The 23,411-nt window shown below is 67.7% G+C and carries 20 protein-coding genes; 12 read left to right on the top strand and 8 right to left on the bottom strand.

Translation table 11 applies throughout. The annotated features are described in order from the left end of the window. The first annotated feature begins 308 nt into the window (after positions 1 to 308). Together AVT10_RS14180 and ribA are read left to right on the top strand one after the other, a co-directional pair. Entirely contained in the window at positions 309 to 1,103 is a 795-nt protein-coding gene (locus AVT10_RS14180) for an exodeoxyribonuclease III (protein ID WP_066692737.1), read from the top strand. Next, positions 1,100 to 2,161, top strand: a complete 1,062-nt coding sequence (gene ribA / locus AVT10_RS14175; RefSeq protein ID WP_420038511.1) for a GTP cyclohydrolase II — start codon at positions 1,100 to 1,102, stop codon at positions 2,159 to 2,161. Before AVT10_RS14180 ends, ribA begins: the two co-directional genes overlap by 4 nt. A gap of 34 nt (positions 2,162 to 2,195) precedes the next feature. Here the strand turns inward: ribA and AVT10_RS14170 are convergent, their stop codons facing one another. Genes AVT10_RS14170 through AVT10_RS14160 form a run of 3 tightly spaced genes read right to left on the bottom strand, consistent with a single transcriptional unit; the run spans position 2,196 to position 4,181 of the window. Continuing rightward, positions 2,196 to 2,627, bottom strand: a complete 432-nt coding sequence (locus AVT10_RS14170; RefSeq protein ID WP_066692736.1) for a c-type cytochrome — start codon at positions 2,625 to 2,627, stop codon at positions 2,196 to 2,198. Continuing rightward, positions 2,627 to 3,481 (bottom strand): SGNH/GDSL hydrolase family protein, encoded by an 855-nt coding sequence (locus tag AVT10_RS14165; RefSeq protein WP_066692848.1) that lies wholly within the window; start codon positions 3,479 to 3,481, stop codon positions 2,627 to 2,629. Before AVT10_RS14165 ends, AVT10_RS14170 begins: the two co-directional genes overlap by 1 nt. 43 nt (positions 3,482 to 3,524) lie before the next feature. Then, positions 3,525 to 4,181, bottom strand: a complete 657-nt coding sequence (locus AVT10_RS14160) for a GntR family transcriptional regulator (RefSeq protein ID WP_066692733.1) — start codon at positions 4,179 to 4,181, stop codon at positions 3,525 to 3,527. Between the two features lie 209 nt (positions 4,182 to 4,390). Between AVT10_RS14160 and AVT10_RS14155 the strand changes: the two genes are divergently transcribed. After that, positions 4,391 to 5,077 (top strand): extensin family protein, encoded by a 687-nt coding sequence (locus AVT10_RS14155; RefSeq protein ID WP_066692846.1) that lies wholly within the window; start codon positions 4,391 to 4,393, stop codon positions 5,075 to 5,077. 49 nt (positions 5,078 to 5,126) lie between these two features. Next, the gene (locus AVT10_RS14150) at positions 5,127 to 5,990 is read left to right on the top strand and encodes a TIGR00730 family Rossman fold protein (RefSeq protein WP_066692729.1); all 864 of its coding nucleotides are present in this window, start codon (positions 5,127 to 5,129) and stop codon (positions 5,988 to 5,990) included. A 136-nt stretch (positions 5,991 to 6,126) separates the two neighbouring features. On the opposite strand, the gene AVT10_RS14145 is transcribed toward AVT10_RS14150, so the two are convergent. Beyond that, a complete protein-coding gene (locus AVT10_RS14145) occupies positions 6,127 to 7,695 on the bottom strand; it encodes a lysine--tRNA ligase (protein ID WP_066692726.1) in 1,569 nt (522 codons plus the stop codon). 81 nt (positions 7,696 to 7,776) lie between these two features. Here AVT10_RS14145 and AVT10_RS14140 point away from each other — a divergent pair, with 81 nt between their 5' ends. The 6 genes from AVT10_RS14140 (at position 7,777) to AVT10_RS14115 (ending at position 13,759) form a co-directional block, all read left to right on the top strand. Continuing rightward, positions 7,777 to 8,670, top strand: coding sequence for a bestrophin family protein (locus tag AVT10_RS14140; RefSeq protein ID WP_066692725.1), 894 nt, complete (start codon positions 7,777 to 7,779; stop codon positions 8,668 to 8,670). Positions 8,671 to 8,720: 50 nt separating this feature from the next. Continuing rightward, positions 8,721 to 9,041: a hypothetical protein gene (locus AVT10_RS14135; RefSeq protein ID WP_066692724.1), complete on the top strand. Its 321-nt coding sequence runs from the start codon at positions 8,721 to 8,723 to the stop codon at positions 9,039 to 9,041. 183 nt (positions 9,042 to 9,224) lie between these two features. Beyond that, the gene (locus AVT10_RS14130) at positions 9,225 to 11,927 is read left to right on the top strand and encodes an ATP-dependent DNA helicase (protein WP_066692717.1); all 2,703 of its coding nucleotides are present in this window, start codon (positions 9,225 to 9,227) and stop codon (positions 11,925 to 11,927) included. Continuing rightward, the gene (locus AVT10_RS14125; protein WP_066692716.1) at positions 11,924 to 12,457 is read left to right on the top strand and encodes a SixA phosphatase family protein; all 534 of its coding nucleotides are present in this window, start codon (positions 11,924 to 11,926) and stop codon (positions 12,455 to 12,457) included. The genes AVT10_RS14130 and AVT10_RS14125 overlap by 4 nt, the downstream gene beginning before the upstream one ends. 68 nt (positions 12,458 to 12,525) lie before the next feature. Beyond that, complete coding sequence (locus tag AVT10_RS14120) at positions 12,526 to 13,098, top strand: sigma-70 family RNA polymerase sigma factor (protein WP_232308029.1); 573 nt, start codon at positions 12,526 to 12,528, stop codon at positions 13,096 to 13,098. Next, on the top strand, positions 13,088 to 13,759 hold the full coding sequence (locus tag AVT10_RS14115) for an anti-sigma factor (RefSeq protein ID WP_066692714.1): 672 nt from the start codon (positions 13,088 to 13,090) through the stop codon (positions 13,757 to 13,759). Before AVT10_RS14120 ends, AVT10_RS14115 begins: the two co-directional genes overlap by 11 nt. 3 nt (positions 13,760 to 13,762) lie before the next feature. Here the strand turns inward: AVT10_RS14115 and AVT10_RS14110 are convergent, their stop codons facing one another. Beyond that, positions 13,763 to 15,040 (bottom strand): N-acetylmuramoyl-L-alanine amidase, encoded by a 1,278-nt coding sequence (locus tag AVT10_RS14110; RefSeq protein ID WP_232308028.1) that lies wholly within the window; start codon positions 15,038 to 15,040, stop codon positions 13,763 to 13,765. Between the two features lie 478 nt (positions 15,041 to 15,518). On the opposite strand from AVT10_RS14110, the gene AVT10_RS14105 reads away from it, so the two are divergent. After that, a complete protein-coding gene (locus tag AVT10_RS14105) occupies positions 15,519 to 18,206 on the top strand; it encodes an Rne/Rng family ribonuclease (protein ID WP_066692844.1) in 2,688 nt (895 codons plus the stop codon). A gap of 56 nt (positions 18,207 to 18,262) precedes the next feature. Here the strand turns inward: AVT10_RS14105 and AVT10_RS14100 are convergent, their stop codons facing one another. Continuing rightward, a complete protein-coding gene (locus AVT10_RS14100) occupies positions 18,263 to 19,627 on the bottom strand; it encodes a PAS domain-containing protein (protein WP_232308027.1) in 1,365 nt (454 codons plus the stop codon). 278 nt (positions 19,628 to 19,905) lie between these two features. Between AVT10_RS14100 and AVT10_RS14095 the strand changes: the two genes are divergently transcribed. Continuing rightward, the gene (locus tag AVT10_RS14095; RefSeq protein ID WP_066692705.1) at positions 19,906 to 20,403 is read left to right on the top strand and encodes a MucR family transcriptional regulator; all 498 of its coding nucleotides are present in this window, start codon (positions 19,906 to 19,908) and stop codon (positions 20,401 to 20,403) included. Between the two features lie 38 nt (positions 20,404 to 20,441). Here the strand turns inward: AVT10_RS14095 and AVT10_RS14090 are convergent, their stop codons facing one another. Together AVT10_RS14090 and serA are read right to left on the bottom strand one after the other, a co-directional pair. Next, the gene (locus tag AVT10_RS14090; RefSeq protein ID WP_066692703.1) at positions 20,442 to 21,545 is read right to left on the bottom strand and encodes an ATP phosphoribosyltransferase regulatory subunit; all 1,104 of its coding nucleotides are present in this window, start codon (positions 21,543 to 21,545) and stop codon (positions 20,442 to 20,444) included. A gap of 218 nt (positions 21,546 to 21,763) precedes the next feature. Continuing rightward, positions 21,764 to 23,341 carry a phosphoglycerate dehydrogenase gene (gene serA / locus AVT10_RS14085; RefSeq protein WP_066692700.1) on the bottom strand — a complete coding sequence of 526 codons (1,578 nt, stop codon included), beginning with the start codon at positions 23,339 to 23,341 and terminating at the stop codon, positions 21,764 to 21,766. Between the last annotated feature and the right edge of the window lie 70 nt (positions 23,342 to 23,411).

The following is a 23,411-nucleotide window of genomic DNA, read 5'->3' as shown; positions in this document are numbered from 1 at the left end:
GGGAGTGGGGGAGTGGGGGAGTGGGGGAGTGGGCCGGTACCGCACCATGGTTCAAAGCCAGCCAATACGGCCAAATTCCAAAAAATACGCATGACGTTCATCTTGGCGACAGGTTTCTGACCCTATGAACGTTTCTGCGGCGTTGGGGCGCGTCCGGGATTTTCCCCCCTGTTGCCCGGGTCTCCAACGCCCGCCTGCGTGACCAACGCTAGGTCGGCCCTCGCTCCATGCCCCCGGAGCGGGGGCCTTTCCTTTTGCGCCGTCCGCCATCTGGCGCGAGCGCATTTGCGGCGATACAGGCGGTGGCCATGGACACGCTTTCGGTCGCTTCGTGGAACATCAATTCCGTCCGCTTCCGCATGGACATTGTCGAAAAATTCCTGCGCGAGGCGCAGCCCGACGTGCTGTGCCTGCAGGAGACGAAGGTGGTGAACCAGGATTTCCCGCACGATCCGCTGCGGCGGCTGGGCTATACCCATATCGCGATCAACGGGCAGCGGATGCACCACGGGGTCGCCGTCGTGTCGAAGGTGCCGCTGGCCGAGGATGACCGGCTCGACTGGCAGGCCAATGGCGAGGCGCGGCATATCGGCGTGCGGCTGGCCAATGGGCTCAGGATCGAGAATGTCTACATCCCGGCGGGCGGCGACGTGCCCGACCGCGAGGTGAATCCGAAGTTCGGGCAGAAGCTGGACTTCATCGAACGCATGACGACGTGGTCGGCGGGGCTGGCGGGCATCCCGACGCTGCTGGTCGGCGACTTCAACATCGCGCCACTGGAAAGCGACGTGTGGAGCCACAAGCAGCTGCTCGACGTCGTCAGCCATACCCCGATCGAGGTCGAGGCGCTGGGCCGGTTGCAGGCGGCGAACGACTGGGTCGATCTGGGGCGGCAGTTCATTCCGGCGCCCGAGCGGCTGTTCACCTGGTGGAGCTACCGCGCGAAGGACTGGGCGGCGTCGGATCGCGGGCGGCGACTCGACCATATGTGGGCCAGCCGCGACGTGGCGGCCAAGGCGACGGCGCACCGCGTCCACGAGGATTGCCGCAACTGGCTGAAGCCCAGCGACCATATCCCGATCGTCACCGAGTTCGCATTTTGAGCGAAACCCGCGACGTTGCCCGCGCGATCGATGCGCTTCGCCGCGGCTGGGCGATCGCGATCGCGGCGCCCGGCGAGACGGCGCTGACGCTGTTGCCGATCGAGACGGCGGACGCCGAACGGCTGGCGCGGTTCGACCCCGTTGGTCAGGCGCATATCCTGTTGTCGTTCGGGCGGGCGGAAACGCTGCGCATCGTCAACCAGCGCGCGGCGGCCGAGCCAGACCAGCCGGTGTCGATCCGGCGCGAGGCATGGACCGATTTCGCCGCCGCGACCGCGCTGGCCGATCCGCAGCTCGATCTCGCCACGCCGATGAAGGGGCCGTTTCGCGGGATCGACTCGCCCGCCCCGCTTGCCGCCGCCGCCGCGCTGCGGCTGGCGCGAGTCGCGGGGCTGCTGCCGGCCTTCTTTGCGGGTGGTACGGGCGCCGAGGTGACGATCACTCCGGCGGCGATCGACGCGCATGAGGATGCGAACCGGTTGGCCATCGTCGCGCGGGCGAAGCTGCCGGTGGCAGGTGCCGAGCAGAGCGAGATCGTCGCCTTCCGCACGCCCGATGCGGCGGGCGAGCATGTCGCACTGGTCATCGGCCAGCCCGACGGGCGCCCGCCGCTCGTCCGGCTGCACAGCGAATGCCTGACCGGCGATGTGCTGGGCAGCCTGAAATGCGATTGCGGGCCGCAGCTGCACGCCGCGATCCACGCCATATCGCACGCGAACTGGGGCATCCTGCTGTATCTGCGGCAGGAAGGGCGCGGAATCGGACTGGTCAACAAACTGCGCGCCTATGCGTTGCAGGACCAGGGATTCGACACGGTCGACGCCAATACCCGGCTGGGCTTCGCGATCGACGCGCGCGATTTCGGGGTGGCGGGGCGGATGCTGTCGTTACTGGGCCAGCGGCAGATTCGCCTGCTGACCAACAACCCGGCCAAGGTCGCCGGGCTGGAGGCGACCGGCATCACCGTGGTCGAACGGGTTGCACACCATCTCCCCCCCAACCCCCACAACGAACGCTATCTGGCAACCAAGCGCGACCGGACCGGGCATCAGTTGTAACTACCTGATCCCCCGTCTGGCAGCGAGCGAGTAGCTACCGGCTCTCCGACTGCAGATAGGCGATCAGATCGGCGCGCTCCATCGGGTCGCGCACGCCGGCAAAGGCCATGCGCGTGCCCGGCACCACCCCCGCCGGTGCGGCGAGCCATGCGTCCATCCGCGCCGCATTCCAGCGTCCGCCATGGTCGATCAGCGCCTGGGTATAGCCGAAGCGCGGGTTGCTCGCGACGGCGCGGCCCATCATGGCGTGGAGGTTGGGACCGGCGAGCGACTGCCCGCCTGCGCCGATGGTATGGCATGCCGCGCACTGTCCGAACGCGCGGCGGCCGGCATCGACATTAGCGACCCGCAGCAGCGCGGCCAGATCGGGGTTCGGTCCGACGCTGCGCAACCGTCCGGCCCGGTCGGCATCGCCGCCGCCGCAGCCGGCCAGCAGCAGCAACGCAACCATCGCCAGCCGTCGCATCAGCGGTTCCGGCGGAGCGTTTCCCACGCAATCCGCTGCAACGCGACCGCCTGGTTCCCGGTCAGGCCGAGATCGGCGGCCGAGCGTTCCTTCGCACCCAGGCGGCGGACGTCATAGCCGGTGACGCGACCGAAGACGGCCAACGCCTCCAGATAATAGCCGGCGGTGCTGCCATGATAATGATCGTCGGCCCACAGCCCGAGCTTGCCGGGATCGATCCCGTCATAGGGGTTGGCGTCCGCCACCCCGGTTGCGATCGCGCGGTTCCACGCCAATCCCACGGGGATCGTGCCCGAGATTCCCGGGGTCGTCCGCGCGACTCGGCGATTGGCGGCGGCCAGGTCCTGCGCCATGGTCGCGATCGGCTTGCCCGACCAGCGGCTGCCGGAACGATAGGTCAGGTCGGCGCGCGACCAGGTTTCGACCAGCTTCACCTGCGCCCTGGGATTGCGCGCGCGGACCAGCGCCGCCAGCTGGCCGGCGGCAATGCCATGCCGCGTCGCATCGCCCGGCTTTTCCGCGTCGAGCGTCGAATAGCCCTGCAGGATCACCACGTCCCAGCGCCGGTCGATCGCCGCGCGCTTGTTGGCGTAATGGAACGCCAGATCCTTGCCCGGCGAGGTTTCGAGCGACACCGTCCAGTCGAGCCCGGCCTGTTCGGCGAAGCTGCGAAACAGCGCGGGCACGCCACCAATCCCGTCGCGGTTCAGGTCGGTTACGCTGGCGGGGCGGTAGTGTTCAACCGGCGAGCCTGCGCCGAAGGTAAAACTGTTGCCGATGAACAGGATGTCGCGGGCGGCAGCGGGCGCGGCGACGAGCAGGAGGGCGACGACGCCGGAGAGAAAGCGAACCATCGCGGCGCTATAGCCGATCGCCACGGGGCGGCCCACCCCGGCGTCAGGCGGCGGCCGCCGCCGCGAATTCGCCACGCAGATCCTCGATCGTGTCGTTCAGATGCCGGGTGAGCATCGCCTGCACCGTGTCGGCATCGCGCGCCAGCCACGCCTCCAGCAAGGCGCGATGTTCCTCCTGCGCGCGGTCGCCGCGGCCGGCGGGACGGAGGTGCGCCACGACATAGCGTTCGGCGAGCACCGACAGCCGCTGCACCAGCTCGATCGTCAGGTCGCGCCCGGCGGCGGCCACCAGCGCGGCGTGGAAGGCGCGGTTGCGCGCCGCCGCGTCGAGCAGGTCGGCGTCGCTGCCATCCTTCAGCCGGTCGAACGCCTCGACCGCTGCCGCGCGGTGGCGATCATCGGCATGGCGCGCGGCATAGGCGGCGGCGCTCGGTTCCACCGCGATGCGCAGTTCGTAGATTTCCTCGGCCTGCAACGCCGACATCGGCCGCACGGTATAGCCGCGATTGGCCTGTCCGGCGACGAGGCCTTCCTGTTCGAGGCGGGCGAGTGCCTCGCGAAGGGGAATCTTGCTGACGCCCAGTTCGCTGGCTAGCGCATCCTGCCGGATCGGCACGGTTTCGGGCAGCGCGCCGCTGACGATACGTTCCCGCACGATTTCGAACACGCGATCGGACAGGGTTCGAACGAGAATGGTCACGCTGCATTCCTTTGCGAAGCGGTCCGTTGCCGGCGCGCGGGGTGAGGTCGCCCGTCACCGGGTCATCCGAAAGTAGTACATATTCAAAAACTACTAGTGCAGGCAATCCCTTGTGACAGCGGTTACCCCAACCGGATCGATGGCATCGATTGCACGGACCGGCGCAGGGCGCTTGTCGCGTGGCGGGCGTCGTGAAACGATATCGGCCGATGGTTGCGTTCCACCGGTCGATTCCGCTTGCCCTGTTGCTGTTGTCCGCCTGTGTCGGTGGCGAACGCCGCGACGCCCCGCCCCCGCCCCGTCCCATTGCGCAGCGCCCGTCGGGTCCGGTGACGCTGCCGGGCGCGACGCCGCGCGATACGCAGCAATGCTTCGCCGACCTGTCGCGGGCCGAGGTGCGGTTCAGCCCGCTGCCCGATCGCGACTATGGATCGGGCTGCGTCGTGCTGGGCGCGGTGCAGCTGCTCGATATCGGCACACCGGTTTCGGGGTTGAAGGCGATACGCTGTCCGGTGGCGCGCGCGTTGGTCGGCTGGGTCCGGCACGGCGTCCGGCCCGCCGCACGGCAGATCCTGGGCAGCGAGGTGGTCCGGATCGACAGCTATGGCACCTATGCCTGTCGCGGGATCATCGGCGGCAGCGCAGGCTCCGCCGGGCGGGTGTCGGAACATGGCCTGGCAAATGCCGTCGATATCGGCAGCTTCACCCTGGCCGACGGACGGCGAATCGTGCTGGAGCGCGACTGGAACAGCACCGACCCGCAGGTGCGCGAGTTCCTGCGCATCGTGCACCGATCGGCCTGCAAACGGTTCGTCACCACGCTCGGCCCCGACTATAACGCCGCGCACCGCAACCACTTCCATCTCGACATGGGCGGGCGGCCGCTGTGCCGATGATGCAAGGCGCTTGCCGCTGTTCGCAGGCGTGCTTACAACTTCGCCACCTATGACCGATACAAAAGTACCGTCCCGCGTGTTCCGCGGGGCCAAGCAGGAAGCCGAAGCGGCCCGCGCGCAGCTGTCGACCCCCCAGACCGAACATCCCGCCTATCGACTGGCGTTCCAGGACATGGAGTTCCTGTTGCGCGAGGATTTGCGGCCGGTGCGGTTCCAGCTCGAGCTGCTCAAGCCCTCGCTGCTGCTCGACGAGGCGAACATCGCCTCGACCTTCGTCATCTACGGTTCGGCGCGCATTCCTGAGCCGGAAAAGGCCGAAGTGCTGCTCGACCTGGCGCAGGACGACAAAGCGCGCGCCATCGCCGAGCGGATCGTCGCCAAGTCGCATTATTACGACGTGGCGCGCGAGCTTGCCTTCCACGCCAGCCAGTTTCCCGACGATCTGAACGGCAAGCGCCACTTCGTCGTGTGTTCGGGCGGCGGCCCGTCGATCATGGAAGCGGCCAATCGCGGCGCGAACGAGGCCGGGGCCGAATCGATCGGGTTGAACATCGTCCTGCCGCATGAGCAGGCGCCGAACCCGTACGTCACCCCGGCGCTGTCGATGCAGTTCCATTATTTCGCGCTGCGCAAGATGCACTTCCTGCTGCGCGCCCGCGCGGTGGCGGTGTTCCCGGGCGGATTCGGCACGTTCGACGAGAGTTTCGAGCTGCTGACCCTCATCCAGACCGGCAAGATCGAGCCGATCCCGGTGCTGTTCTATGGCCGCGAATTCTGGGACCGGGTCGTCAACTGGGACGCGCTGGTCGAGGAAGGCGTAATTTCGGAACGCGATCTCGACCTGATCACCTTCGTCGAGACGGCGGAGGAAGGCTGGAACGTCGTCAAGAAGTTCTACGAGGATCGGAAGTAGGGCGCATCCTCTCGCTCGATAGCGTACCCCCGCGCAGGCGGGGGTCCAGGGCGGCACACGCAACCCGTTGTTTTGCTTGACCCTAGACCCCCGCCTGCGCGGGGGTACGGTTTGAGGGTGACGTCAATTGCAGCGGTCAGCGCGCCAGCGCCTCGGCGATCAGCTTGCGGGTGTTGTCGATGCCGTAGAGCGCGATGAAGCTGCCCATGCGCGGGCCCTGGGCCGTGCCGAGCAGCGTTTCGTAGCAGGCCTTGAACCAGTCCCTGAGCGACTCGAACCCGGCGGTCTTGCCGATCTCGTACACCGCGTTTTGGATATCCTCCGCACTCGCATCGGCGGGCATCGCCGCCAGATCGGCGTCGAGTCGTTCGAGCGCGGCGCGTTCGACCTCGGTCGGGGCGCGGCGTTCGGGCTTGTCGGCCACGTCGCGGACATAGGCCAGCGCATGGTCGATCAGCGCGTCGAGCGCCGGATAGCGCTCGGCGCTGGCATCTTTGACATAGTTGGCGAGATAGCCCCACACCTGCGGCTTGGTCGCCTCCCCCATCACGCCGACGAGGTTGAGCAGCAGGCCGAAGGTGACCGGCAACGTCTCCGCCGGCGGCGGGCCGCCATGGATGTGATGGACCGGGTTGCCCAGCTTCTGTTCGATCGGCTGCGCATCGTAATTGGCGCGGAACTGCCAATATTCGTCGATCGCGCGCGGGATCACGCCCAGATGGAGCTGCTTGGCCTTTTTCGGTTCGCGATAGGCGTAGAAGGCGACGCTTTCCGGCGGGCCATAGGTCAGCCATTGTTCGAGGCTGAGGCCGTTGCCCTTCGACTTCGAAATCTTCTGCCCATGTTCGTCGAGGAACATTTCGTAGTTGAAGCCCTCGGGCGGGCGGGCGCCCAGCACGCGGGCGATCTTCGACGACTGGGTGACCGAATCGATCAGGTCCTTGCCGGCCATCTCGTAATCGACGCCCAAGGCGACCCAGCGCATCGCCCAGTCGACCTTCCATTGCAGCTTCGCGCCGCCCGACAGGATCGATTGTTCGACGCGGGTGTCGCCGTCCATGAACGCGACCATGCCGGTATCGGCGTCCAGCACCTCGACCGGCACCTGCAGCACGATGCCGCTGGTCGGCGAGATCGGCAGCACCGGCGAATAGGTCGCACGGCGTTCGGCGCCCAGCGTCGGCAGCATGATGTCAAGGATCGCCTGCATGTTGCGCAGCACGTCCTTCAGCGCCTCGTCGAACTTCCCGCCGCGATAATAATCGGTCGACGACGCGAACTCGTACTCGAAGCCGTACTGGTCGAGGAATGCGCGCAGCCGGGCGTTGTTGTGCGCGGCGAAACTCGAATGCGTCCCGAACGGATCGGGAATCTCGCTCAACGGCTTGCCGAGATGGCCGCGCAGCATGTCGCCGTTCGGCACATTGTCCGGCACCTTGCGCAGGCCGTCCATGTCGTCCGAGAACGCGATCAGCCGGGTCGGCTGGTCCGACAGTTCCTCGAACGCGCGGCGGACCATCGTCGTGCGCAGCACTTCGTTGAACGTGCCGATATGCGGCAGGCCCGACGGGCCATAGCCGGTTTCGAACAGGATCGGCGCACCGCCCGGCTTTCCGTCCGGATAGCGCTTCAACAGCTTGCGCGCCTCTTCATAGGGCCAAGCCTTTGAAACCATTGCTGCGTTGCGAAGTTCTGCGTCGATCATCCGGTCCAGATACGCGGTAAGTGGAATAATTTCCACCTGTTGCGACGCAACCTTGGCCCGTGTCGGGCGTAGCGTCCGACGATGATCGTATCCGACGCCCCCCGCCTGTCCCGCATCGTCGCCGAAGTCTGGAAGCCGGCGCTCGCCCTGTTCATCTGGGACGTGATCGTCACCGTCGTCTATTTCGTGCTGCCGTTCAAAGCGCCGTCGTTGCCGTTGACCATCTTCGGTTCGGCCCTGGCGCTGTTCCTCGGCTTTCGGGTCAATTCGGCCTATGCGCGCTGGTGGGAAGGGCGCTCGCTCTGGGGGCTGATGATCAACGCATCGCGCAACCTGGCGCGTGGCGCGATCGCCTTCATCGGTCCGGAGGATGAAGGGCCGAAGCGCGACCTGAAACGGTCGATCGCGCTGCGCCATATCGCCTATGTGAATGCGCTGCGCTGCCAGTTGCGGCGGCTGGATTCGAAGGACGACGTCCACCGCTTCCTGTCGCGCGAAGAGGCGGGTGAGCCGCTCGGCCGGACCAATGTCGCCAACGGGCTGCTCGACGGCACCGGCGCCCGCATCGGCGAGGCGCAGCGGCGCGGCTGGATCGACAGCATCCAGCAGACCAGCCTCGAAAGCGTGCTGATCGATATCGCCAATGCGCAGGGCGGGATGGAGCGGATCAAGAACACGCCGCTGCCGGTGCAATATCGCTTCCTGCCGTCGCTGTTCACGCGGCTGTTCTGCATCGTCCTGCCGATCGGGCTGGTCGAGACGCTGGGCATTGCGACGCCGCTCGGCTCGGGTCTTGCCGGGCTGATGTTCCTGGCGGTGTTGCAGATCGGCGAGGATCTGGCCGATCCGTTCGCCAATACGGTGCACGACCTGCCGCTGACCGCGATGTGCCGGACGATCGAGATCGACCTGTTGCAGGCGATCGGCGATTCGGCGCCCGAACCGCTGAAACCCGAAAAGGGCGTGCTGTGGTAAGGGAACGGGCAAGCGGCTGAAACGATTGAGCCGTCCAGAGAGGATAGCCGATGGCCGACGAGCACAAACCGACGAAGAAGATGGCGGCGAACGCCGAAAAGGGCCTGAAGCTGCGCGACAAGTTCGATCGCGGCGGGACCGAGGTCGGCGTAAAGCGGGCGAAGCAGATCGCCGATGGCGGGCCGATGTCGGACGCCGACGTCAAATCGATGCACAGCTATTTCGCGCGGCACAAGGTCGACAAGGATACGAAGGCGCATAGCTGGGGCGACGACAACGATCCGTCGGCAGGGTATATTGCTTGGCTGTTGTGGGGCGGTGACGAGGGTCGCGACTGGGCGGAGCGGCAGCGGGAGAAGATCGGCGACTAAGCTCCTCCCCATTCATGGGGAGGGGGACCATCCGAAGGATGGTGGAGGGGGCGGGCGGCGCAACGTTACCCTTCCGTATGTGGACCGACCCCTCCACCTGCTTCGCTGGTCCCCCTCCCCGTGCCGGGGAGGATTTGGCGCGTTCCGCTTCCGTTCTGGCGCGTAGATCGGTAAGGCGGTTCCATGCTCCCCTATCCCGCCCTGCACGCCAGCCATTCGGGCGTCTGGATCGCGACCCGCGACGGCACGCGCGAGGTCAGCCGGGGGGAGGCGATCGCGCTGGTCGCGGATACGCCGACGATCGTGCTCAACGCGCCGCTGATCGGGCAACGGCTGGGCTATGCCGAGCTGTCCGGGCTCGACCTATTGGAGCTGTTTGCCTTCGTCCATCCCGCGCGCTTCGCGGTGCCGACGCCCAAGGGGATCGCGCAGGCGCTCGACCTGCCGCTGCCGGCGGACGAAGCGGGCATCGCCGACCTGTTGCGGCGGGCGGCGGCGGCGCTGATCGCGACCGCGTCTGCGCCCTGGGCCGAACAGGAAGGCGCGTGGACCGCCGCGCGGTCGCTGTTCCGGCTGCGCTGGCCCTGGGCACCGGCGCTGGGGCAGGTGCTGCCCAAGCCGGATACCGCCGAACGCTGGCTGTTCAGCAAATTGCCTGAATGGGAGGAGGCGCCGCCGCGTGCCCATCCGCGCACGGTGACGCTGGCACCCGATGCGGTTGCCGAGCGGCTGGCGAGCCTGACCGGGAGTGCGGCGGAGGCACGGCCGGGACAGCGCGCCTTTGCCGCTGCCGCCGCCGTTGCCTTTGCCCCGCGCGTGGCGCGCGACACGCCCAATCTGGTGCTGGCGGAGGCCGGGACCGGCATCGGCAAGACCTTGGGCTATCTCGCCCCCGCGTCGCTCTGGTCCGAGACCGCCGATGGCGCGGTGTGGGTATCGACCTTTACCAAGGCGTTGCAACGCCAGCTGGCGCAGGAAAGCACCCGTGTCTTTCCCGATCCCGCCGTGCGCCGCGCGAAGGTGGTGACGCGCAAGGGGCGCGAGAATTATCTGTGCCTGCTGAACCTCGAGGACGCGCTGCAGGGCGGGTTTCAGGGGCGGGCGGCGGTGCTGGCGCAACTGGTCGCGCGCTGGGCGGCATACAGCGCCGATGGCGACATGGTCGGCGGCGACCTGCCCGGCTGGCTGCCGACGCTGTTCCGGCGCAACGGGTCGACCGCGCTGACCGACCGGCGGGGCGAGTGCATCTATGCCGGCTGCCCGCATTACCGCAAATGCTTCATCGAACGCGCGGCGCGGGCATCGGCGCAGGCGGATATCGTCATCGCCAACCATGCGCTGGTGATGGTCAACGCCGCGCGGGGACGCGAAACCGGCACGCGGCCGACACGCTATGTCTTCGACGAGGGCCATCACCTGTTCGAGGCGGCCGACGCGATGTTCTCCGCCGCGCTGACGGGCATGGAGGCGATCGAGATCCGCCGCTGGGTGCTGGGGCCGGAAGGCGGCGGGCGCGGGCGGCGGCGGGGACTGGCGGCGCGGCTGTCCGATGTCGCGAGCTATGACGCAGCGGGCGGCGAGGCGGTTGTGGCGGCGGTCGATGCCGCGCGACTGCTGCCGGCCGAGGGGTGGCTGTCGCGGATTCAGGAAGGCAATCCGTTCGGGCCGGTCGAGGAACTGCTCGCCTGCGTCCGCGGTGCGGTCTTCGCCCGCGCGAAGGATGGCGAGGCGGGCTATGGGCTGGAGACCGAACTCAGCGAACCGCCGCCCGAGCTGGTCGATGCCGCCGGCCCGGCCGCGCAGGCGCTGGACGCGCTGCTGCGGCCCCTCATAGCGCTCGGCAAGCGGCTGGAGGCGGTGCTGACCGAAGGGCCGGACTGGATGGACGGGCCGGCGCGGGCGCGGATCGAGGGGGCGATCGCTTCGCTTGGCTGGCGGGCGGAGACGGTCGCCGCATGGGGTCGGCTGCTCGCGCGGATCGGCGGGCCGGTCGATCCCGATTTCGTCGACTGGATGACGGTCGACCGGGTCGAGGGCCGCGAATATGACATGGGCCTGCATCGCCATTGGCTCGACCCCAGCCGCCCCTTCGCCGAAAAAGTGCTGAAGCCCGCGCATGGCGTGCTGGTTACCTCCGCTACCTTACGCGCCGGCGGCGACTGGGACGTGGCAGATGCGCGCGTCGGCGCGCCGCACCTGCTGCGCCAGCCGAGCCATTTCGAGGCGGTCAGCCCGTTCGCCTACGCGCGACAGGCCGAGGTGCTGATCGTCACCGATGTGAAGCGCGGCGACCTGCCCGCGCTCGCCAATGCCTATGGCCGACTGATCGTTGCGGCCGGCGGCGGCACGCTGGGACTGTTCACCGCGATCCGACGGCTGCGCGGCGTGCATGCGCGGATTGCCGACCGGTTGGCGCGTGACGGGCTGCCGCTCTATGCCCAGCATGTCGATCCGATCGATACCGGCACGCTGGTCGATATCTTTCGCGACGATCCGCGCGCCTCGCTGATCGGCACCGATGCGCTGCGCGACGGGGTCGATGTGCCCGGCCATTCGCTGAGGATGGTGGTGATGGAGGGGGTGCCATGGGTGAAGCCCGGCGTGCTCCACGCCGCGCGCCGGCTGGCGGGGGGCGGCAGCGCCTATGACGACCGGATGGTCCGCGCGCGCCTCGCCCAGGCGTTCGGGCGGCTGATCCGCCGCGCCGACGATCGCGGGCTGTTCGTGCTGCTGTCGGCCGCCATGCCATCGCGGTTGCTCGGCGCGTTTCCCAAAGGAACACCGGTCATCCGCTGCACGCTGGACGAGGCGGTCGCGCGCGCTCTTTCCTTGGGAGCCGAAGTCGGGCATGGGGCGCAGGCCCTGCCGATGGAGCCGCCGCTATGAAGACGCTGACGCTGCTGCGCCATGCCAAGTCGGGCTGGGACGATCCGGCGCTCAGCGATTACGAACGGCCCCTCAATGCCAAGGGTGCACGCGCCGCGACCGCGATGGGTGCCCATGCGCGACAGGCCGGGCTGACCTTCGACACGGTGGTTGCCAGTTCGGCGAAGCGGGTGGTCGAGACGCTCGACCATTTCCGGCGTGGGTTTGGCGCGATGCCTGAGGCCCGCCACGATCGCACGCTCTACCTCGCCTCGGCCGGCACGATGCTCGACGTCATCCGCGCGTTGCCCGCCGATGCGGAGCGCGCGCTGCTGGTCGGGCATAATCCGGGGCTGGAAGACCTCGTCCTGCTGCTGTCGGCGGATAGCAATCCGTTGCGCGGGGCGGTGGAAGAGAAATTCCCGACCGCCAGCGTCGCGGTGCTCGAGCTGGACGGCGACTGGGCCGGAGCATGCGACGGGTGCGGGCACCTGACGAGCTTCGTGCGCCCGCGCGATCTCGATCCGTCGCTGGGGCCGAATCACGATTAGGCGATGAAAGCGATCGGTACGGTTCACGTTCGTTGCGTGGCACCGGTCACCGCGCTACGCCCTTGGACGTGAAGGATCGTCCGGCCGACCCGTATCAAGCGCGCGTCGCGATTTGCGAATTGCTGCACCGCGTCGGTACGGCGGACCGTGCAGCTTTGGGGCAGCTGTACGAACTCACCGCATCGTCGCTGTTCGGCATCTGCTTACGAATCTGCCAGGAACGCAGTGCGGCCGAAGACGTCCTGCACGAGGTTTTCCAGCTGATCTGGAACCGGGCGGGCACCTTCGTGCCGACCGCGGCGCATCCGATGTCGTGGTTGGGAACGATCGCCCGCAACCGGTCGATCGACTGGGTGCGCGGGCATGGCAAGCGGCGGATGCGGCCGATCGAAGATGCAGACCAGATTGCCGACGACACGCCCGACCAGCTCGCCGTCCTCGAGCGCACGGAGGAAGCGCAGCGTCTGTACGATTGCCTCGATGCGCTAGAGCCTCGGCAGCGCGATACCCTTCGTACCGCATTTTTCGGCGGATTGACCTACGCCCAGCTGGCCGAGGACAAGGGCGTACCCGAACCGACGGTACGCAGCTGGGCACGTCGTGGCCTGCTCAATTTGCGGGGATGCGTCCGTGACGCCTGAGGATCAAGCGCTTGCCGGCGAACTGGCATTAGGGCTGCTCGATGGAGAGGAACGCGCACAGGCTCTGCGCCGGACGCTGTCCGATCCGGACTTTGCGCGCGAGGTCGAATGGTGGCGCGCGCATTTCGCTACGATGCTCGCCGAGGTTCGGCCGGTTCCCGCGCCGCAGGGACTGATCGACAACATCGGCGCACCGTCATTACCGAAACCGCGCAACCGCCTGCGACTGGTCGTTCCGGCCGCGCTCACCGCTGTCGCCGCAGCCGCCTTGTTGATGATCCTGCGCCCGACCCCAACCGTATTGCCGCCGGTCGACCGATCGCCGGCGGTGACGTTGCTTGCCGCACTGCAATCGTCGGATGGTGCAGGAACGCCGATCAGCGCGATCGTCGATCGTGGAGCGGGGCAGATCCGGGTGGTTGCGACCGGTATCGCACCCGCAGGCAAGGCCGCGCAGCTCTGGGTCATTCGCGATGGCGTGCCCCGTTCGCTCGGGCTGTTGTCGGACACGGGAACGACTCGTCTTGCATTGACAGCGACTGAGCGGGAGGCGTTGCAGGCAGGATTAGTGCTTGCCATCTCGATCGAGCCTCCGGGCGGATCGCCGCAGGCGACACCGACAGGCCCGGTCGTCGCCAGCGGACCGCTGACCGCGATCTGATCCTCAGCGCGCCGCCAGCCGCCGCGCGAAATAGACCTCGACCGCGCGTTCCACGCTTTTGGCGATCGCGCGGCGACCCTCGACCGAATCGAGCCGCTGGGCGTCCGCTTCGTTCGACAGATAGCCGGTTTCGAACAGGATCGAGGGCAGGTCGGGCGCTTTGAGCACCATCAGCGACGCCATGCGGTGATAATTGGGCTTGAGCGGTATGACGCCGGTCGCTTCGCGGCCCAGCAGCCGGGCGAAGCCAGCCGAGGCGTTCATCGTCTCGCGCTGGGTCAGGTCGATCAGGATCGACGAGATATCGGCGCTCTGGCGGCCGAGATCTACGCCGGCGAGGATGTCGGCCTTGTTCTCACGCGCGGCGAGGCGCGCGGCCTCGCGGTCGGAGGCGACTTCGGACAGGGTATAGATGCTGGCGCCGGTCGCCTGCGGGTTATCGGCGCTGTCGCAGTGGATCGAGATGAACAGGCTGGCCCCCAGCCGCCGCGCGATCGCATAGCGTTCCTGCAGCACGAGGAATTCGTCGCGGTCGCGGGTCAGCGCCACGCGTACCCGCCCGCTCGCCAGCAGCACGTCGCGCACGGCGCGCGCGGTCTTCAGCGTCAGGTCCTTTTCCTGCATCCCGCCATGGGGTGAGATGGCACCCGGATCATGCCCGCCATGGCCGGCATCGATCACCACCAGCGGCCGGTCGACATCCCCTTCGATGCGGGGCAGGCGATGGCCGCGACGACGGGCGGGGATCGGGACCGACGCAGTCGCGCGCTGGCGCCGGTCGACGATCATCGCCGCTGAGGACGATGCAGGCACCACGGTCGCCATCGCGATCTGCGGCTGGAACCGCATCCGCCCGGCGGTGGTCGCGCGGGCATAGCGCTGGGGCGCGGCGTTGCTGAGCGTCAGGGTGAGCCGCCGCCCGTCATCCGAAAAGCGCCCGGCGGTGACGATCAGCGGCCGGTCGAGATCGAACACGATCCGGCTGCCGCCCTCGCGCGTTCCCTGACGCACCGCCCGCACGCCGCCGCCCGATTCGCTGCGCCCGCCCGGACGCACGCCGTCTAGGTCGACGACGAGGCGGTCGGGCCCGGCGAGCACGAAGCTGGACGCGGCGGTAGCGGCGGCATCGAGGCGGATGGTGATGCGGTCGTCGGCGACATCGACGGTATCGACCGTCTGTGCGGCGACGGGGACGCCGAACCAGATCGACAGAAAGGCCAGCCATGCGCCCATCGGCGCGCTATGCCGCCCAATCGCATTTCCGGTCCAGCGCAAATCCATGAACGGGGGTCCGCTTCCGACTAATTCCGAAGCATTCTCCTACGCCCCGCCGCTCAACCCACGGTGAACCAGCACGATGAATCGCGCTTTAACCATTTATTCGGATTTGCTTCGTTAGCGTAACGAACGCGCCGATACTGTTGCTGTCGGCGACACCGGGTGCTACGCCCGCAATTACGTCGGTCCCGGACTTGGTTCGGGGAAACCGACGCGACACCCCCAAAGCGTACCCGCTTCAGGGGGTCTAACCAGGTTGATGTTCGCATGTGGCAAGTTCCGTCCCGTACCGCCTGTGCCGCTGTCGCGGCCGGCGTCGGGGCGACAATTGTCCGCCCGGAGCGTTCCGGGCTGCCCATGCCAGCAGACGCATATCCCAGCAATCGCGCGCAGGCACCGGGCATGGCCCCCGCCGCGCGTTTAGGCGCGCCGACTGGCCGAGCCGTCCCGCGCGCCCGGAGACATTATCATGACCACGCGGATGTTGATCGACGCTCGCCACCGGGAGGAAACCCGGGTCGCCGTCGTCAAGGGTAACCGGATCGAGGAATTCGATTTCGAATCGGCCGAGCGCAAGCAGCTCAAGGGCAATATCTATCTGGCCAAGGTGACGCGGGTCGAACCGTCGTTGCAGGCGGCGTTCGTAGATTATGGCGGCAACCGCCACGGCTTCCTCGCTTTCAGCGAAATCCACCCCGACTATTACCAGATTCCTAAGGAAGATCGCGACGCGCTGCTGGCCGAGGAAGCCGCGCATGCCGCCGAGGAAGCGGCGCTGCGCGCGGGCGACCATGACGACGACCTCGATTACGACGATCACGACGAGGATGCCGAAGGCGGCGTCGAAGTCGTCGAGCGCGACGAGGAAGACGACGAGCATCACGACGAAGAGGATGGCGAGGCTCCGGCCCCGCGCAAGCGCAAGAATGGCGGCGACGATGCCGCCGTGGAAGCGCTGCGCCAGCGCCGGCTGAACCTGCGTCGCCGCTACAAGATCCAGGACGTCATTCGCCGGCGGCAGGTGCTGCTGGTGCAGGTCGTCAAGGAAGAGCGCGGCAACAAGGGTGCGGCGCTGACGACCTATCTGTCGCTTGCCGGCCGCTATTGCGTGCTGATGCCCAACACCGCGCATGGCGGCGGCATTTCGCGCAAGATCAGCTCGGCCGCCGACCGCAAGCGGTTGAAGTCGATCATGGCCGAACTGACGCTGCCGGCGTCAATGGGCTGCATCGTCCGCACCGCCGGGCTCCAGCGCTCGCGTCAGGAGATCAAGCGCGACTTCGATTACCTCGCCCGCCTGTGGGACGGGATTCGCGAACAGACGCTGACCTCGTCGGCGCCCGCGCTCGTCTATGGCGACAGCGACCTGATCAAGAGGGCGATCCGCGATATCTACAACAAGGATATCGACGAGGTGATCGTCGAGGGCGAGGACGGCTTCCGCCACGCCAAGGACTATATGCGGTTGCTGATGCCGGCGCATGCCCGCCGGGTGAAGCAATATGCCGATGCCGTGCCGCTGTTCCAGCGTGCGCATGTCGAGGATCAGCTGGCCGCGATGTACAATCCGGTCGTGCAGCTGAAGTCGGGCGGCTATCTGGTCATCAACCCGACCGAGGCTTTGGTGTCGATCGACATCAACTCAGGGAGGTCGACCCGCGAACATAATATCGAACAGACCGCGACCGCGACGAACCTCGAAGCGGCGCAGGAAATCGCCCGCCAGCTGCGCCTGCGCGACATGGCCGGTCTCGTCGTGATCGACTTCATCGACATGGACCACGGATCGAACGTCCGTAAGGTCGAGAAGGCGATGAAGGAGGCGCTGAAGAACGATCGCGCACGCATCCAGGTCGGCCGCATCTCCGCCTTCGGCCTGATGGAAATGAGCCGGCAGCGGCTGCGCACCGGCGTGCTTGAGGCATCGACCCGCCAGTGCCCGCATTGCGAGGGCACCGGGCTGGTCCGCACCGCATCGTCGGCGGGCCTGTCGGCGCTGCGTCTGATCGAGGACGAAGCGGCGCGTGGTCGCGGCTCGCTGATCGTGCTGCGCGCCAGCCAGGAAGCGGCCTTCTATGTCCTGAACAAGAAGCGCGCCGACATCGCCGAGGTCGAGGACCGCTATGGCGTGACCGTCGAGATCGTGCCCGATGCCGAGATCGAGGGCGCACGCATGGCGGTCGAAGCCTCCGGCCCGCCGCCCGCGCATCCGCCGAAGGTCGAGCCGCTGGTCGTCATCGACGACGAGGACGATGCCTATGAGGACATCGAGGACGAGATCGACGACGAGGTCGAGGAGGACGCCGTCGAGGAAGTCGCCCGTACCCCGCGCGGCGACGACGAAGGTGAAGGACGCGGCAAGCGCCGTCGCCGCCGGCGCGGTCGTCGCGGTCGCAATCGGGAGGAAGGCGAAGCCGGCGACGACGCCGACACGGCCGAAGACGCGGACGATGCCGCGGATGAAGCTGGCGACGACGAGGTCGAGGCATCGACCGACACCGCTCCCGAAGCCGAACAGGCCGATGAAGGCACCCGGCGCAAGCGTCGCCGGCGCGGCCGTCGGGGCGGTCGCCGCGGCGAGGGTGCGTTCGACGCGGCCGATGGTGCCGGCGCCGTTGCCGACCTGCCGATCGAGGACGATGCGAGCGAGGACGTCGCCGAAGCCGCGCCCGAGCCGGTCGCCGAACCGGAGGTCGTCGAGGCGGCCCCTGCCCCTGCGCCCAAGCGTACCCGCCGCCGCCCGAGCGCCCGCGCGAAGGTCGGCGACGTGACCGAGGCGGCGCCGGCCGAGCCGGAGGTCGTCGAGGCGGGGGATGCCGCGCCGATCGTCACCCCCGAACCGGTCGAAACGCCGAAGGTCGATGCCGAGCCGGTCGCCGACGCGCCCAAGCCGAAGCGGACCCGCAAGCGCAAGGCGGACGTGGACGCCGAGGTCGAGGCCCCTGCCCCCGCCCCGGCAGAACCGGAAGCGGAAGCGGAAGCCGCGCCCAAGAAGCGCCGTGCGCCGCGTCGCAAGGCGGCCGCTCCGGCAGAAGCGCCGGCCGAGGAAGCCGCGCCCGTCGTGGAAGCGCCGGCAGCGCCTGTCGAAGAGGTCCAGGCCGAGGAGCCTGCCGCTGACGCTTCGGCATCGCCGCGTCGCGGCTGGTGGCAGCGCACCTTCGGCAACTGATCGCCGAACGGGCCACAGGAGGGGGCGGCATCCGAAAGGGTGCCGCCCCTTTGCGTTCAGGCGTCGACCGGAACGGGGCGCTCGCGTACCAGCGCCGACGGGCTGAGCTCGATGCGTACCGCCAGCCCTTCCGGCCGCCAGTCGCGGGCGATCCTGCCGGCGAGCTGCTGTTCGATGCTGAGCGCTGCCAGCCGCGTGCCGAACCCGGTCGCCTCCGGCTCGCCGGCGATCGCCGGACCGTCCGTTTCGCACCAGTCGATGCGCAGCGTGTCGCCGTCCAGCCGGGTGTGAACCGTCACGCGCCCTTCTGGCACCGACAGTCCGCCATATTTGGCGGCGTTGGTCGCCAGTTCGTGAAAGATCAGCGCGATCGGCGTGGCGCCGCGATCGTCGATCGGCACGTCGTCCCCCGCGATCCGCCACTGGTCGGGCGCATAGGGCGTCAGCAACTCGCGCAGGACGTGATGGAGCGTCGCCTCGCCGATCAGCGGGCGCGATATGTCGCTGTGCGGGCGGGCGAGGTCGTGTGCCGCGCCCAGCGCCGCGATCCGGCGGGCAAGGTCGTCGGCAAATTCCCGCACCGCCGGCATACGCCGCGCCGACATCCGCACCAACCCGCTGATGATCGCGAAGATGTTCTTGATCCGGTGGCTGAGTTCACGGCTCAGGATATCGTTCTGTTCGGCGGCACGCTTGGCGGAATCAATATCGGTGCAGGTGCCGATCCAGCGTACGATCATGCCGTCGGCATCGCGCACCGGCTGCGCCCGTCCCAGCACCCATCGATAGGCTCCGCTGCGGTGGCGCAGGCGATATTCGATCTCGTAATCCTCGCCGGTGGTCAGGCTGTGCCGCCACCGCGCCCAGGCGCGATCCTGGTCCTCCGGGTGGAACATGCCGTTCCACCCCTCGCCATCGGTCGAACCCTCCGGCATGCCGGTGAAGCGATACCATTGCGCATTGTAATAGTCGTGATGGCCATCTGGCCGGGTCGCCCACACCATCTGCGGCATGGCGTTGGTCAGCGTATCGAGTTCGGCCCGCGTTGCCGCCCGCGCCGATTCCGCCTGACGCCGCGATTCCTCACCCGATGCGATACCGATCCAGCGGCCGGCACCTTCCGGGCGCACGCAAAATCCGACCGGCACGTCGATATGATCGGCAGCCAGCGGCAGCGACAGGGCAAAGGACGTGCCGGCGGCCACGCCATCCCGCCACGTTCGCCGTACTGCATCGCGCCCTGGCCCGTCGTGACAACAGTCCCAAAGAGTCCGGCCGGTCGTATCGTGAAAATCGGCCTGCCAGCAGCGATTGCCCCATAGCAACCGGCCGTCATCGTCCGCCACCCATGCCAGTATCGGCATCGTGTCGGCAATATCATGCCAAATCGGTGACGATGGATCGATGGTGCCGGCTGTCATGTTCACATCTTTTGTCCAAGGTGGACCGCGCCGTTGCGGGCAAGGTCGCTGCGCCAAGAATATTCGCAAGGCCGCCATCGTACCCTATTGCGGTCGAGAGACATCTCACTCAACGCGCACATTGTCGATTCAGGTCGATGGAGGGTAAACAATTCGTATGCCATCCGCTGAAATCGGCGTTTCGACCGAATAATTCAGTTGAAAATAAGATTATCCGGGTCACAGCCATTGACCTGCCGCCGGGCCCGTAGCATTTCGCCCGCATTGAGGAGATATCCATGACCGACGATAGTTCCGAACTCAACGCGATCGAACTGGCCACCGAACTTACCATCGCCTGGTTGAACAATGGTAACAACCGCGTCGCGGCAGAGGATGTTCCGGCATTCCTGCAGACGATGCACGCGACCGTCCTGGGGCTGGCATCGGGCACGTCGGAGCCGGAAGAATCGGCGCCGCAGCAGGAGCATGTTCCGGCGGTGTCGGTGCGCAAGTCGCTGGCATCGAAGGATCACATCATCTCGATGATCGACGGCAAGCCGTACAAGACGCTGCGCCGTCACCTGGCGGGCCATGGCCTGACCCCGGAAACCTATCGCGAGCGGTACGGCCTGCGCCCCGACTATCCGATGGTCGCCGAAACCTATTCGCAGAGCCGTCGCGACATGGCGAAGCGCATTGGCCTCGGCCGCAAGGCACGCACCGCCAGCGAGGATGGCGAAGCCACGGGTGACGCCGCGCCGCGTCGCGGCCGCAAGCCCAAGGCCGCCGAATAAGTGATCCAAGGGCGGCCGATCGGTCGCCCCTGTCGCATTCAGGCGACCGCCTGGGCGGTTTCGCCATCCCAGACATGGGTGCACAGCTGCGCCTGAGGCGTATCGCCTTCGGCCAGTGCCGCGACCGTCACCCAGCCTTCGCCGCGCAACCGCGTCGCGATAGCCGGGGCGGTGCCGAGCGGCAGGAACAGCCGCTGGCGATCCTTGGCACCCAGCCCGGCATCGAGCAGCGCATCGGCGTAGAGCGAGAAGCCGACCGCCGCTTCCTCACGCCCATCGGCATGGCACACCGCATAGCTGCCGCCCCGCCCGACCTCGCCCAGCACGCCGCGCGCGAACAGCGAGAAGCCGAGCCAGCTTTGATATTCGAAGCCATGGCGTTCGGTCGGGTCGAGCGTCACGCCGACATCCGCCGGCAGGGTCGCCACCACCGCCTCGATCGCATCCAGCCGCGACGCCAGCCGCCCGGCGGCATCGGTCGCGCGCAGCCGGGCCACGGCGGCAGCGAACGGACCCGCCGCCTCCACCAGCGGCAGATAGGCCGGATCGATCGCCGCGACCCGCCCGGCATCCTTCGCATCCAGCGCGGCAATCAGCGCGTCATGCTGCGGCCCCGGCGGATCGCCCGCCAGCGTCGCGACCAGATCGGGCAGGGTAAAGTCGATCGAGATGCCGGTGACGCCCGCCGCGCGCAGCGATTCGACCGCGACGGTCACGACCTCGATCGCCGCCGCCACGCTGTCGAGACCGATCAGTTCGGCGCCGATCTGGCGCAGCGCGCGGCGCGGGGCGAGTTCGCCCGCGCGCAGCTTCAGCACCGGGCCGGCATAGGACAGCCGGACGGGACGTGGATGGTGCCCCATGCGGGTTGCCGCGATCCGCGCGACCTGCGCGGTGATATCGGGGCGGATCGCCAGCGTCCGTTGGCTGACCGGATCGACGAAGCGCACCGCGTCGGTCGCCGCCGTGCCCTTCAACCGGTTGGCCAGCCCCGCCTCGAACTCGGCGAGCGGCGGGTCGACCTGTTCATAGCCATAGCCATGCGCGACGCCCAGCACCGCCCCTTCGAACCGGCGCAGGCCGTCGGCGGCGGGGGGCAGGCGGTCGTGAAACCCTTCGGGCAGGAGGCCGGTGTCGTTCATGGGGTTTCCCCTAGCGGGTGCGAGGCGAGCGGGAAAGCATGGACGCATTGCCTTACCCCATACGCCACCCTCGGCTTGACCCGGGGTCCCGCTTTTTTCCGGTCGCAGAAGAAGAAGCGGGACCCCGGATCAAGTCCGGGGTGACGAAGAAGGGTAGCGCAAACGCAAACGGGCTGCCGGATCGCTCCGACAGCCCGCTGCCTACCCTTACAGGCCGATCAGAACTTGAGCGGCATGACCGTCTTGACGCCCGGAAGCGCGCGAACCTTGGCCACTAGCTCCGGCGTCACCGCTTCGTCGACCGACAGCAGCACCACCGCTTCGCCACCGGCATCGCGACGACCGAGGTGGAAGGTGCCGATATTCACACCCGCTTCGCCCAGTGTGGTGCCGATGCGGCCGATGAAGCCCGGCGCGTCCTCGTTGACGACGTACAGCATGTGCCCGGCCAGATCGGCCTCTACCTTAATGCCGAACAGTTCGACCAGACGCGGCTGGGCGTTGCCGAACAGCGTGCCCGCGACCGACCGCTCGCCGGCTTCGGTCTTGAGGCTGACGCGGATCAGCGTTTGGTAATCGCCCTCGCGGTCGTTGCGGACCTCGCGCACCTCGATGCCGCGCTCCTTCGCCAGGAACGGCGCGTTGACCATGTTCACCGTGTCCGACTGGACGCGCAGGAACCCGGCCAGCACCGCGCCGACGATCGGCTTCTGGTTCAGCTCGGCCGCGGCGCCTTCGCTGTGCACCGACACGCGGGCGATCGCGCCGGTGGTCAGCTGCCCGACCAGGCTCCCGAGCTTTTCGGCCAACGCCATGTATGGCTTGAGGCGCGGTGCCTCTTCGGCCGACAGCGACGGCATGTTGAGCGCGTTGGTGACGCCGCCCGATACGAGGAAATCGGCCATCTGCTCGGCGACCTGGATCGCGACATTGACCTGCGCCTCGCTGGTCGACGCGCCCAGATGCGGGGTCGAGATGAAGTTCGGCGTACCGAACAGCGGCGATTCCTTGGCCGGTTCCTGCACGAACACGTCGAGCGCGGCACCCGCGACATGGCCGCTGTCGAGCGCCGCCTTCAATGCCGCCTCGTCGATCAGCCCGCCGCGCGCGCAGTTGATGATCCGCACGCCCTTCTTGGTCTTTGCCAGATTTTCCGCCGACAGGATGTTGCGGGTCTGGTCGGTCAGGGGGGTGTGCAGCGTGATGAAGTCGGCGCGGGCCAGCAGCTGGTCCAGCTCGACCTTCTCGACGCCGATCTCGATCGCGCGTTCGGGCGACAGGAACGGATCGAAGGCGATGACCTTCATCTTCAGGCCCTGCGCGCGGTCGGCGACGATCGAGCCGATATTGCCCGCGCCGATCAGGCCCAGCGTCTTGGCGGTCAGCTCGACGCCCATGAAGCGGTTCTTTTCCCACTTGCCCGCCTGGGTCGAGGCATCGGCCTCGGGAAGCTGGCGGGCGAGCGCGAACATCAGCGCGATGGCGTGCTCGGCGGTGGTGATCGAATTGCCGAACGGCGTGTTCATCACGACGACGCCGGCGGCCGAGGCGGCGGGAATGTCGACGTTATCGACACCGATGCCGGCGCGGCCGACGACCTTGAGGTTCTTCGCGGCGTCGAGGATCGCCTTGGTCACCTTGGTCGACGAGCGGATGGCGAGGCCGTCATAGTCGCCGATGATCGCCATCAGCTCTTCGGGCGTCTTGCCGGTGATCTCATCCACCTCGACCCCGCGTTCGCGGAAGATCTGGGCGGCTTTGGGGTCCATTTTGTCGGAAATGAGAACTTTAGGCATGTTTCGTTCCTTCTCCCTCTCCCCTTCAGGGGAGAGGGCCGGGAGAGGGGAAGTCGGGGACCGGGCGGAA

It is taken from the genome of Sphingomonas hankookensis (assembly GCF_001619955.1).
GTDB classification, from domain to species: domain Bacteria; phylum Pseudomonadota; class Alphaproteobacteria; order Sphingomonadales; family Sphingomonadaceae; genus Sphingomonas; species Sphingomonas hankookensis_A.
The sequence above is the reverse complement of the archived record's forward strand: the minus strand, read 5'-3'. Positions and strand labels throughout refer to the sequence as shown.